The organism is Syntrophomonas sp., from assembly GCF_028707975.1.
Classification (GTDB): Bacteria; Bacillota; Syntrophomonadia; order Syntrophomonadales; family Syntrophomonadaceae; genus Syntrophomonas.
Window position 1 is genome coordinate 5,427 of the sequence record NZ_JAQVZX010000043.1, and the last position, 12,165, is coordinate 17,591.

12 protein-coding genes are annotated in these 12,165 nt (G+C 49.2%); 2 read left to right on the forward strand and 10 right to left on the reverse strand.

Annotated elements, in window-relative coordinates; genetic code table 11:
- The 9 genes from PHP87_RS07110 to PHP87_RS07150 form a co-directional block, all read right to left on the reverse strand.
- On the reverse strand, positions 1-244 hold a 244-nt coding region (locus PHP87_RS07110; RefSeq protein ID WP_299919944.1), incomplete at its 3' end, for a DUF58 domain-containing protein.
- A 244-nt stretch (positions 245-488) separates the two neighbouring features.
- Positions 489-1,463, reverse strand: a complete 975-nt coding sequence (locus PHP87_RS07115; protein WP_299919946.1) for a MoxR family ATPase — start codon at positions 1,461-1,463, stop codon at positions 489-491.
- A gap of 141 nt (positions 1,464-1,604) precedes the next feature.
- A complete protein-coding gene (locus tag PHP87_RS07120; RefSeq protein WP_299919948.1) occupies positions 1,605-1,871 on the reverse strand; it encodes a hypothetical protein in 267 nt (88 codons plus the stop codon).
- Positions 1,871-2,185, reverse strand: a complete 315-nt coding sequence (locus tag PHP87_RS07125; RefSeq protein WP_299919950.1) for a hypothetical protein — start codon at positions 2,183-2,185, stop codon at positions 1,871-1,873. The genes PHP87_RS07120 and PHP87_RS07125 overlap by 1 nt, the downstream gene beginning before the upstream one ends.
- On the reverse strand, positions 2,067-3,341 hold the full coding sequence (locus PHP87_RS07130; RefSeq protein ID WP_299919952.1) for a hypothetical protein: 1,275 nt from the start codon (positions 3,339-3,341) through the stop codon (positions 2,067-2,069). The genes PHP87_RS07125 and PHP87_RS07130 overlap by 119 nt, the downstream gene beginning before the upstream one ends.
- Before the next feature lie 326 nt (positions 3,342-3,667).
- Positions 3,668-4,597: an ABC transporter permease gene (locus PHP87_RS07135; RefSeq protein WP_299919953.1), complete on the reverse strand. Its 930-nt coding sequence runs from the start codon at positions 4,595-4,597 to the stop codon at positions 3,668-3,670.
- Entirely contained in the window at positions 4,597-5,523 is a 927-nt protein-coding gene (locus tag PHP87_RS07140) for an ABC transporter ATP-binding protein (RefSeq protein ID WP_299919955.1), read from the reverse strand. The genes PHP87_RS07135 and PHP87_RS07140 overlap by 1 nt, the downstream gene beginning before the upstream one ends.
- 1 nt (position 5,524) lies before the next feature.
- Positions 5,525-7,984, reverse strand: coding sequence for a hypothetical protein (locus PHP87_RS07145; protein ID WP_299919957.1), 2,460 nt, complete (start codon positions 7,982-7,984; stop codon positions 5,525-5,527).
- Positions 7,981-9,171, reverse strand: coding sequence for a hypothetical protein (locus tag PHP87_RS07150; protein ID WP_299919959.1), 1,191 nt, complete (start codon positions 9,169-9,171; stop codon positions 7,981-7,983). Before PHP87_RS07150 ends, PHP87_RS07145 begins: the two co-directional genes overlap by 4 nt.
- 872 nt (positions 9,172-10,043) lie before the next feature.
- On the opposite strand from PHP87_RS07150, the gene PHP87_RS07155 reads away from it, so the two are divergent.
- The gene (locus PHP87_RS07155) at positions 10,044-10,469 is read left to right on the forward strand and encodes a DUF2294 domain-containing protein (RefSeq protein WP_299919961.1); all 426 of its coding nucleotides are present in this window, start codon (positions 10,044-10,046) and stop codon (positions 10,467-10,469) included.
- A gap of 265 nt (positions 10,470-10,734) precedes the next feature.
- Positions 10,735-11,793 carry an alcohol dehydrogenase gene (locus PHP87_RS07160; protein WP_299919963.1) on the forward strand — a complete coding sequence of 353 codons (1,059 nt, stop codon included), beginning with the start codon at positions 10,735-10,737 and terminating at the stop codon, positions 11,791-11,793.
- A 133-nt stretch (positions 11,794-11,926) separates the two neighbouring features.
- Here PHP87_RS07160 and PHP87_RS07165 read toward each other — a convergent pair.
- Positions 11,927-12,165 (reverse strand): hypothetical protein (locus tag PHP87_RS07165; protein ID WP_299919964.1); only part of this gene is annotated, 239 nt, incomplete at its 5' end.

Genomic DNA, 12,165 nt, shown 5'->3' on the forward strand with positions numbered 1-12,165 from the left:
AGAGCAGGTCTTGCTCCTCCATAAACAGCTTTACGAAGAGTTTTTCCGTACGCGCGTAACTGTTCCAATCGATATAACGAAAATCATCGCCGCTGGAATAATTGCGAAAATCGGCGAATTCCACCGACTGTCCTTTAAGCGGTGAACGCCTTTCTCCACTGTTTTTACCCGCCCGCATTTTCCGGCTTACCAGGCGCAAATGCTCCAGGCGCTTCAAGAAATCCTCGTCAAATATATTTTTCATAATAACTCCCTTAAGAAAAGGTGGCCCCTCACACTTCACCCTGTCGGGTACGCCTGATGCTCCCTGCGGTCGCTATTGTAGTAGCGGCCATAGGGTTTAGCCTGATTCGGAACGACACGGGGGCCGTTCCCTACACACCCCGCTATTATGGGTGCTGCGCGATATAAATATGCACACTAATGCATATTTATTATTTTTGCATTGATATCAACCATCGCTCAACCATTGTTAAACCATCGTTCAACTATCGTTCATCTTCGGTAGCGGCCAGGAGCTCGCCAATCAAGTCATCTATTTTAATCCCCTCGGCCTCACCTTCAAAATTCAGGATGATGCGATGCCGCAAAACCGGGTAGGCCAGTTCCTCAATATCATCAAAGGCAGCATTATAGCGTCCCTCCATCAAAGCCCGGACACGAGAGCTGGCCACTAAAGCCTGACCCGCGCGGGGTGAAGCTCCGTAGCGTACATATTTCCTGACCATTTCCGGGGCGTAAGGACTGTCCGGATGGCTGGCCAGAATCAGCTTTACTATGCGCCGGTTCACCCGCTCAGCCACCGGCACCCCGGCAGCTATAGCCTGCATAGCCAGTACATCTTCCCCACTGGCCATCCGCTCCAAATCCCCGGGTTCCGAACCCATATCCCGGCTAATAATAGCAGCCAATTCCTCTTCCTCCGGAAATTCCACCAGCAATTTAAACAAAAAGCGATCGGTCTGTGCCTCGGGCAAGGGATAGGTTCCCTCCATCTCCAAAGGATTCTGGGTCGCCAATACAAAAAAAGGATTGGGGAGATTTCGGGTCTTGCCCCCGGCGGTTACAGTTCCCTCCTGCATGGCTTCCAGCAAGGCGCTCTGCGTCTTGGGCGTAGCGCGGTTGATTTCATCCGCCAGTACAATATTGGCGAATACCGGCCCCGCTTGAAACTGAAAAGCCCGGCGGCCTTCAGCATCTTCGGAAATTATGCTGGTTCCAACTATGTCCGCCGGCATCAGGTCGGGGGTGAACTGTATCCGCTTGAATTCCAGGGAAAGAACCTGGCTCAAAGTTTTAACCAACATGGTCTTCCCCAGGCCGGGAACTCCCTCCAGGAGAACATTCCCCCCGGCCAGCAAGGCAATAAGGCTATGCCTTATTATCTGCTTCTGCCCCACCATCACCTTTGCTATTTCGGCCTCAATCTGTTTGGCTTTATGTACGAATTCATCAATATCCACTTCCTGGCCCCCTTGTACGCTATATCCTTATTAATGTCCCATGAACCAAAACAACAACCTACGATAGTTAAGCGGTAGTTGAACAATGGTTGAATGATTGTTTAACGATGGTTAACTATTACGACCATTCCGTCTTCCGTTTTATTCCTCCAGGGAGGAAAAATAGTTTTTCACTACTTCCGTCATACCGGAAGGAATGGGCTGGCGATCCAGCGACTCCCGGGCTGCCTTGCTATACTCGGCCAGAACTTCCCGGTAAGGCCGCATACTCCCCGGCATTATGGCTGGATCATCGCTTTCTATCAGCTGCTGGGGCCCCTCACCAGCCTGCCCCCGCACCTGGGAAATCTCTCCGCTTCGCCCGATGCGCTGTGGGTCATATATCTTTTCATAGTCCCCCCACTTCATTACCGCCAGCTCACCGGCTCCCGGCTCCGGCGAGGAAGAAGATTGGCCCGGGGAAGAATTATTGCCGCTGCCGCTACCCAATCCGGCCCCGCTGCCGCTGCCTTGCCCACTGCCCTGTTGCCCGCCTTGCTGTCCGCTGCCGCCTGAACTGCCGCTATTTCCTGCCCCCTGCTGTCCAGCAGAGGAAGCGGAGCTTCAGGTACCCCCGCTCGCGCCGGAACCCGAACTGCAACTATCCGGCGCAGCGCTGTTGGCTCCGCCTTGAGCCCCGCTACCACTACTGCCGGCGCTATGGCCCGCCGTATTGTTCCCACTGCCGCCGCTGCTGTCGGCCGTATTACTGCCGTAGCCTTGCGAAGATGCCCATTGAGAAGGGGAAGCACTACCAGCAGCAAGCAAGGCCTGGCGGGAATCCTGAATAGCCCGCAAAGCCCGGTTCAACTCGGCCATTGCCGCTGCTCTTCCCCCCTCCTGCCGGGCGACTGCGCTATTCTTCACATCAGAAGCAGACCCACCGTGACTGACCGGCTCCAGAGAATTGGAGCCAGAATTAGCTCCCGGCTCGCTGGAAGAATCACTTTTCCCTTCTTTACCGGGAGATTCCTCTCCTTCGCTTCCGGGTGCTTTCGGCTCATCCCGCCCGTTATCCCTATCTTTACTATCCTCCGTAGCAGCTTGCGGCCTTTCCTGTCCGGGCTTAAACGAAGCCAGATCTGCCGCACTCAGCCTTCCCTGTCGCAAACTTTCCAACCTTAACTGTTCCAATGTTTCCTCCGCTTGGGCCAGGGATTTGAGGGCCTTTTTCATATCACCCGCCTCATGCAAATCCTTTTGCAATTTCTCCAGGGAATTTGCAGTCTTCTCCAGTTCCTTTGCCGGGATTAAGCCGGACTTGGCCTGAATTTCCTTTTTTACAGCTTCAATTTTCTTTTCCTGCCGCGCTATCTCTTGCTTTACCGCTATTGCTCTATCCACTTCCGCCTGCTGGGGATTGGGTAAAAAACAACACAACCCCACCAGCAGCAGGCCTGCTGCTATGATTTTCCCTTCCCGGGCCGGAAAAATAAAGGGGAAAGCCGTCCTGAAGTCAAAGGCCTGTAGTTGTTCCAGGGCATCCCGCCGCTGCCGCCGTATCACTTCCGAATCCTCAGCAAACAATTCCAGGGCGGTGGAAACTCTCTCCTGCAAGCCTTTAGCATCGCTCATACAGGCTGCGTTCCATAAATCAGGGCACCGCCAAAAAGCCCAGCCCCAAGCTAGAAGCAGGCTCGCTCCCAGGGTATACAGGCAAAGCTGCTTTACTCCCACCCAGGGGAAGAAAAAGGAGAGCAGGAGAAAAAAAGCGGAGAGAAGCAAAGCTCCGGCCAGCCCCCGCAGCAGCCAATGCAGGTAATGCTGCAACTGGATTCTGCGCAGTACCGGCCGCAGGGCTGCAATTATTCTCTTGTCCCCATACTCTTTAAATCTCATAATATGCAAAACCTCTTTAAACCCCTCACCCCTTACCCGTCACTCCTCACTTTCTTACTAACCCCCCATGGCCAGGGGCCACAACCACCAACGAAAATAGAAACAATAAGGATAGGATTTTTTTTGACACTGATTTACAAAGATTTATTATGATTTTCACAGATTGTTTTCTTATAACTATCAGCGTTAATCACCCTGCGGGTACCACTGATGCTCCCTGCGGTTGCTATTAAGGTTGCTGCGCCTGATTCGGAACGACACGGGGGTCGTTCCCTACATACACCTCACTCCTCACTTCTTTTCTTACTAATTTCATCCTGAATTTTCTACCCTTCAGCCGGTGCCGATTCCGCCTCTGTTTCCACCACCGCAGGATTTTTCCGCAAGCGTTTGAAACGCCCCACCGGATCCAGCAAAAACACGGTAAGCAGAAGCAAGACTATAATCAACACCCCATCAAAAATAAAATTATACTGCCAAGGACTCAAAGCCTGGCTGACTGCGGCATTATAACCATAAGTACGGTAGCCCCCCAGAAAGCTGCTCATAATACCAACGCCGGCCGCCTGGTTGGGGAAGATGGAGAAAAGGGCCACCAGGGGATTGGCATAAGAAAAGTACATAGCCGTAACCCGGGGATAGGGACCGGTCTGTATCCCCTGCAGGAACACCGTGACGGCCATGGTTCCCACCAGGAACAACAAGACCACCACATAGCTGACCACCATGGAAACCTGGGTACGCTTGAACAGGGTTGAGCAGAAGATACCGATAACTCCAAAAGTAATGGCCGTAGCCATAGATACCAGTATAACCCGGCCCATATCGCTCAGCAGTACTCCCCCAAAGAAGTACACAATAGCAAAAACCGGCAGGGAAGCAATCACCAGCAAGAGTATATAGCTTATGGAAGCCAGAAGCTTGTTCAAGACAATAGAAGCCGAGGAGAGACGGGTACAAAGCAAAAGATCAAAGGTCTGCCGTTCCCGTTCCCCGTTTATTACTCCAGCAGTCAGGGCCGGGGTTACAAAGGAAAGCAAGAGTAGTTGAAAAACACTTAGGATAATAAATATCTGTGGGCCTACATCCGGCCCAAAGCCGGAATAAAAGCCGCGTTTCTGCTGCATCCAATAATAGGCCAGGGTGATCAAGCCCAGCAATCCCAGGTAAAGGCTTATCATCAGAGGCGATTTCCAATTCCTCATACGAGAGCGAAATTCCTTGGCCAGAATCGGGTTTAATACCAGGCTCTTCATTACTGAACCACCCCTTTCGTAAGCTGCATGAATATGTTCTCCAAATTGCTTTGGGATTGGGCAAAGGATACCAGGGGAATGCCGGCCTGAACCAAATGGGTGAGAATGCGGTTCATTTCCTCTTCATTACCATTAAACGGCAATTCCAGCATCTGCTCATCAAGCTTGATGGCAGATAATCCTAAATTATTATTTATAATAAACAGGGCCTCGTCCATCTGGCCCAGAACCCGAATTTCAATGGACTGAGCCGACTGGCTTCGATGTACAATTTCATCAACACTACCGCAGGCCACCATCTTCCCGGCTTCGATGATACCCAGATGGGTACAGAGCTCGGTTAATTCAGATAGAATATGGGAGCTGATGATAATGGTCTTGCCCATGTTTTTCAGTTCTTTAAGGATTTCCCGCACTTCCACCCGCGCCCGCGGATCCAGGCCGGAGGCGGGCTCATCCAAAATGAGCAGAGCCGGGTCATGCACCAGGCAGCGAGCCAGGCACAAGCGCTGTTTCATTCCCCGCGATAGTGAATCCACATAGGCCTCCCGTTTATGCTCCAGATCCATCAGCTCCAGCAAGTCGGAGATGATTTTTTCTCTCTGCCGGGCGGGAATCCGGTAACTGGCACTGTAGAAATCGAGGTATTCGTCTACTTTCAGGTCATCATAAACCCCGAAGAAGTCGGGCATATAGCCTACCAGCTGGCGAATACGGCGGGGGTTTTGGCTCACATCTTCACCCGCTATCCAGGCCTTGCCCGAGCTGGGGCGCAGCAGAGTACCTAGTATCTTCATGGTTGTGGTCTTTCCGGCACCATTGGGCCCCACAAAACCAAATATCGCTCCATCTTCTACACTGAATGAAAGCCGGTCAACCGCCAGGAACTTGCCATAACTTTTGGATAGTTCTTCTACTTGCAGCATGCTATTCCCCTCCTTCCATATTGTTGCCCTCCGGAGCTGCCGGGACCGCCTGCGGGGAAATATATTCTCCCTCCAGGCTCAGGGTAATACCGGAAATATTTACATAGCCGGGACCTTTATCCCCGCTGCCGATTTTTACCTGCAGCGTGTCTTTTTCCGAAACATAAGGCTTCCAATCCGTAAGCAGCATCCCGCCCGGTTGGTAGCTTAAATCCTCCCACCGGCCTTTATGGAAATTGTATACCATCAGCTTCATAAGGTAGGCCCGCCGGTAATCGTTAGAGCCCACATATAGTTTGAATTCATCAATCTTTACCTCTTCCCGGGAAAAGGGCAGATCCAGCTCGAACTCCAGAAATCCCCCTTCACATCCAATTCCCCAGGGATCCTGGTTGAAATTGCGCCCATCAGTAGCGGTAAAACGCCCGTTAATTATCCCGGGAGGGATGGACAGAGCTTTTTCACTAGCCAGCTTTAGTTCCAGGGGAGCAAGGTAGATGCTGTTGTAGTTGACCTTCCCCCGGTTTTCCGGAACAAACACCCGGGAAGCGGGATCTTTGGAAAAGCCTATGAACATTATGGAATCATCCAGGAATTGCCCATTGCGTGTTGCATTCTCCAAAATCTGGGTTGACCACTGTCTTTCCCAGTTGGCCTCTTCTTGATAACCCTGAGGCCGGTACACCGGGTAGCGTTCAAAAATCCGGTAAAAAGTCGGCCCCCGGTTGGGGCTGAAACGCGGGGCGAATTCCACCTCCACACTCTGGCCGGGAAGTATTTTGGAAATACGCTGGTAGCCGTAGCGGTTGAGCACGATACAGTTGGACAAGGTCCGGTCTGATTTATTCTTTACAATCCCCTTTATCTTCCCCTGGCTGGTTTTCAACTGGGCTTCGATTCGCCCGGCTTGCTCTATATTTTCGTTCAGGGCTATACAGCGCATGGACCAGCGGCTGGCATCATCAAAGCTGACTCGGGTTCTTTCGTCCTGGCTTACGGTAGCCAGCAAGGGATATTGGCCGGAGTTGTTTCCCCCCATTACACTAACCGTCCTGTGCATCATATGACCCATGTCCCCACCGATTACATCTACTACCTGCTGGCCTTGCAATTCAAAGGAAAACTCTTTCCGGGTAGGGGCAAAAACTCCGGCATAGGTACTGGCCTCCGCCCGGTCCAAATCCGGCTGAAGTTTAACCAGAGTAATAACATTGGTAAACACATCCCGGCCTTTGGCTTTAAAAGCCCCCAGGTAAGTCAGGCTGAATAGCAGCACCGCCAGAACAGGTATCAAGGCCCAGGCCCAGTCCCGGCGGTCATACTTTTTGAGGAAAAGGTAAATTCCCGGCCCCAGGAGAATGATATATGCCAGCAGGACCAGAGCCAGCCAACCTGCGGAAGGCAGATCGGAGGCCGGAAAGTTGCGTAAAATCCAGCCCATGTCCTGGACGCTGCTGACATATCTGCCGCTGCTTCCGGCCATCTGATGCGGGTTAATGCGCAAAATGAGATTACTCCAGAAAGCGTTATTTCCCGTCCAGTTGCCAAAGGGTTGCAAGGCCAGGTCATAAGCCAGATAAAGAATATTTCCCCGGCCCCTTTTATCCTCAACCACCACCGGGGTCTCCCCCGAGCTTAACAAAACTTTACCCGAGCGGAGCTGGCCCTCGCTGATAATAAAAGGCTTCTTCGCCTCCAGCCTTTCACCGGCCAGTTTTTCCATACCGCTCAAAGCAGAAAGCTGGCGAGTGCTGGAAATACCCACCGGCCAGAGGGTTTCCGGTAAATCGAAAAAGGTCTTTTTCCAATTGGGTCCCCCGCCCAAAACCAGCATTCCCCCTCTTTGCACCCAGTCTTCAATAGCTTTCAATTGCCCCTTGCTCAGGCTGGAGCTGGAGAAGTCGTTTAAGGCCAGAATATCCAGATTATCCAGGAGCAGGCTTTTTTCCGGTATATCCTTGGCCTCCAGGTGGGTTACACTTATTCTCTGCCCGGCAGCCGGAAACTTGATCCCTCCCAGATGATCCAAAGTGCTCGGCCCGGAAGCCAAAACGCCTACCAGCATCTCCTGCGGCTGCATAATCGTAACCCGGCTTTTGCATTTGGCCACCTCTTTTTCCCCGGCCATCAATTTAATCTCATAATTAGCGGTTTGATTGGCCGGGATAAACATATTTATCCTTTTCTTGCTCCCGGTTGGAAGTACGATCTCTTTCTGCTGTTGAATTCTAAGCTCATTATTATTGGTGTCAAACACCAGTTGTCCTCGGATTTCCGGGCCCGGGTTAAGCAGGGTTACCTGCAAGGGAAAAGCCTGACCCCAGCGGGCAAAGCCCTTGAAGCCTGCCTCTGCCGTCATCTCCACCTGTCCAGCCGCTTCTGCCGTTGCGGGCGGCAGGCTGCCCAGGAGAAGAAACAGACCCAGCAATATGGAAAACGATAATTGCATCATCTTTTTCATGGCATAACCCTCCCTACTGGAGCTGGAGCAACCGGAACCGCCGGAACCGCTGTAGTCCCCTGTTTAACTCCCGTTGTCGGTTTACTGGCCGCAGCCTTTTTTCCTGCTACCTTCTGCTTGTCTTCATCCAGTTGGTAGCGCAAGTTGATGGATTTTTGCAGTATGGGGGAGAGCTCATCCTCATCCAAAACGATAAACCCAACCTGCAGTTCCTGACTTTTATCTTTTCCCAGGTAGAGGGCTTCCACTTCCGAAGCCGCCACCTTGCCCGGCGCTTCCTTGACCTGGAAAGCCCGCAACAGTTTATTGCTGTCTTTCATTTCTATAAATATTACCGGCACTCCGCCTTCAGCTAATTCCTTAAGCTTCTTAAGCGTTTGACCCTGCAATGCTTCCTGTTGCTGGTCGGCAAAAACCCACACGGCATCTATGCTGCCGGCCGGCAAGGAGCCTGCGCCTATATCCTTGGCGCTCATATTCCACCATTCCATAGGGCTGTTGGTATACTGCTGGTAGTACTTCTCATCATTGGAGACAAAAGCAACCTTAAATCCATAGGAAGGCTCCATCTCTTCACCCTGAGCATTAAAAAAGAAAGGAGAAATATCCTGATTCTTGCCGGGTACAGCCGCTAAAAGTATGCGGTCTTTTGCCTCGCACTCCACTATTTTCCCATCCCCTGTTTCCAAGCGCATTTTGGCCACCTGCGGGTTTTTGCAATAGCCGTAAAAAATACCGTCGGCATCCAGGCCGCAATCAACCGGGCTGGCCGACAAGTAATTGGTTTCAAACTCCATGCCTTTTTCCAGAGAGAGGCGTCCCAGTTTCTTTTCCACCTGGCGCAATCCCAATATGTATCCACCACCGCCTCCATATTCATAAGCCATTCTGTCCATGTTAGGCACCTTTAAATCATATTCCAGTTTGAAAAGCAGATAGCTCTTACTGCCAAGCTCTCTGATCTCCAATACCTGCACTCGCTTCAATTCTTTCTCCATATCCGGCCTCATACCCAGCAAATTAGTTTTTAAAAGCTTTGGTCCCTCTTTCTGCAGGATCTTTTCCGCTTCCAGCTTAATCCGGCTATGGTCGGTACCGGGCGAGAAATAATAATAGTGGTCAAATACCAACCAGGCAATGAGCACAAGTACTATCCCCCCCAAAGCGATTCCAAGCCTCTTCTTCACCTCTTAACCCCCATTCATCTTATTCCGTTCCGATGGACTCCACCAAACTGGCATAACCCCATCATATATTCATTACTCATTACTGCCCTATTTCCTTTCACCTGCCAAGAAATGTTTTACTAATAACCCTATGCCAGAATATGTTCCCACGTCTTTCCTTCCCACCCATACATTTTATTTGATACAAAAAAAAGGATGCTAACCATTCCTACATACTTACCATCATTGGTATAAAAGATGAAAACCAAAAAGCCTTTCTAATAAGAAAGGCTTTTTGGCTTGAACATAAACCCTGTATCTCTTGGGAGAGTGGATACCAAAATTAATGCATTATGTATTGTATTATTAATAAAAAAAACCAATATCTTTATGAAACTGGCATAACCGCACAATTCACAAAAATATTGGTTCTTTGGAGCCTCTCCCGGCAGGTTCTCCACAATCCACCAAACTATTAAATTTTTAATTTTAGCCCATATTAAAATAAACTTTAAATCAAAAATTTCTATGTTGTTCAGTATATATAGTTATTAGATTTTTGTCAATTATTTTTTTAAAAGTTCTTGCTCCATTACGATTAATCCTTTATGATATTTATAATGGAGGATTATTGAGAAACCCTTACGGGTGGCTCTGCGAAAAACCAGTATTTTGAGCGAGTTTGCTAATGGAACTACCGCAAGAATACTGGTATTTTTTATTGTTCTCCAATATAAAGTGAGGGTTGAGACGATACGGGATGCCTTATAATTGACGCACTTTTGTCAGCAACATGCTAATGCTTTAAAGACAGATTATAGATTAATCGGACAAACAAACAAAACAGTATTTGCTACTTATCGCAATAGGAGCATTTTTTAGGAGTGAATAATATGCCATTTGCACCTGATAAGAATGGGCAATCCCATAATGTGATTAATATCGATGCTCAGCATAAATTGGATGATCGCCAGCGAAAAAAATTACAGCACGAATTTAAGATTTATATGGAGCAGTATTTCAAAGATAAACTGGGCAAGGGCGTTGATTACACCAAGATTATTATCTGGGAAGACATGGTCATTGTCCGGGGAGAAAGATTTCTCACTGAACCGGAGCAATATATAGTTAAAACTGCAGCAGGCAAAGAAGTGGTCAGAGCAGCCCGTATGCAGGTAGCCCGGCAGCATTCCCTTGACAATGTTCCCTATTTTGAGGAAAAATTGCAGGCCAGGGTCATTCATCAAACCTATGATATTGAACCGGAGAATGATTTTTGGATACATGTTATGGTCTATGACCGCGTTTTGACCAAATAGGAAATTTATTATAATTACATACCCTGGTGGATTGCGAAGAAACCGTAAGGGTGGCTTCAAAACAGACCAGTATTCTTATGAATTGTCTTAAATAGATCGTAAGGATAGTGGTCTTTTTGTTTTCGAGCAAAACTATAGAAAGAGGTGATGTGCAACTACTTCCCCTGCAATATCAAATTATCGCAATGATTTTAAAATCGGAGGTTGAAAGTCAGAAAGGGATTTTCTCACGACATTTTATGCCTCAAGAAAGGGATGGTTAAAAATGGCAGATACCATGAAAGCATTGGTTTACCGTGGACCCGAAAAGATAGGTCTGGAAGATGTTCCTGTACCCAAGATTATCGAACCCGATGATGCCATAGTTAAAGTAACCACCTCCACCATTTGTGGAACCGACATTCATATCTGGCATGGCGGTATGCCAGAAGTCGAACCGGGCAGAATAATCGGTCACGAATTTGTTGGAGAAGTTGTGGAAGTAGGTCCGGCAGTCCGGAACAACAAAGTTGGAGACAAGGTTGCCGTTTCCTGTGTAACTCAATGCGGCGAATGCTTTTATTGTGTGCGGGGAATATATTCCCATTGCACCACCGGCAGCTGGATATTTGGTTACATGATAGACGGATGTCAAGCCGAATATGTAAGAGTCCCTCATGCCAACCTGGGAATGTTCACCATTCCGGATGGGCTCACTGAAGAAGATGTGCTATTCGTAGGAGACATTTTGTCTACTGGATACTTTGGTTCTGAGCAAGGCCGCATAGAGCCCGGTGATACGGTTGCGGTTATGGGCGGCGGACCGGTCGGAATGTGTGCAATGACTACCGCCAGACTATGGGGGCCTGCCGAAATTATTGCTGTTGACATCAACCAGGAACGTCTGGATTTCGCTGTAAAGAATGGTATTGCCGATGTAGGAATCAATCCCCAGAAGGTCGGTAATGTTGGCGATGCCATTAGAGAACGGACCGGCGGGCGTGGAGCCGATGTCACCATTGAAGCTAATGGATTTAAACCCACCTTTGACATGGCAGTAGACAGCGTCAGACCAGGCGGCACTATTTCCCTGATCGGAGTTTTCGAAAAACCTCAGGAACTGGCTATGAATACCTTGTGGATTAAGAATATTCGCATAAGCATGGGGCTGGTAAACGCCAACCGGATTCCAGAATTAATCAAATTGATCCAAACAGGGAAAATTGACACCAATTACTTGATTACCCATCGTGCCCCCTTAAATGACATCACTAAAGGATACGATATCTTTGGTGGCAAGAAAGACGGTTGCCTCAAGTGGGTTGTTACCCCTTATAAAAAATAAAAGCAAAGGATAATCATATCTTATCTATAAATTCATATTGTCTTTATTAAAACATTCTCATAAACAGCTTTTACCGCCCGCTTTTTAAAATAGCGTGGCGGTTCTTTTTTGAGTAACCCCTGCCAACGCCAGGCTACTGGAGCCGGCAGCCGGGACCCTGCAGGATGCTGCGGCCTCCAGATTGGGTTATAACCTCTATCTGGGTACTGATGCGCTCTTTTAAGGCGGGGACATGAGAAATGACACCTATAAGCTTACCGTCCTGCTGCAGCCCGGCCAGGGTATTCAAGGCGGTATCGAGAACATCTTCATCCAGAGCGCCAAAGCCTTCGTCCAAAAACAGTGAATCCACACTGACCTTGCGGCTGGCCA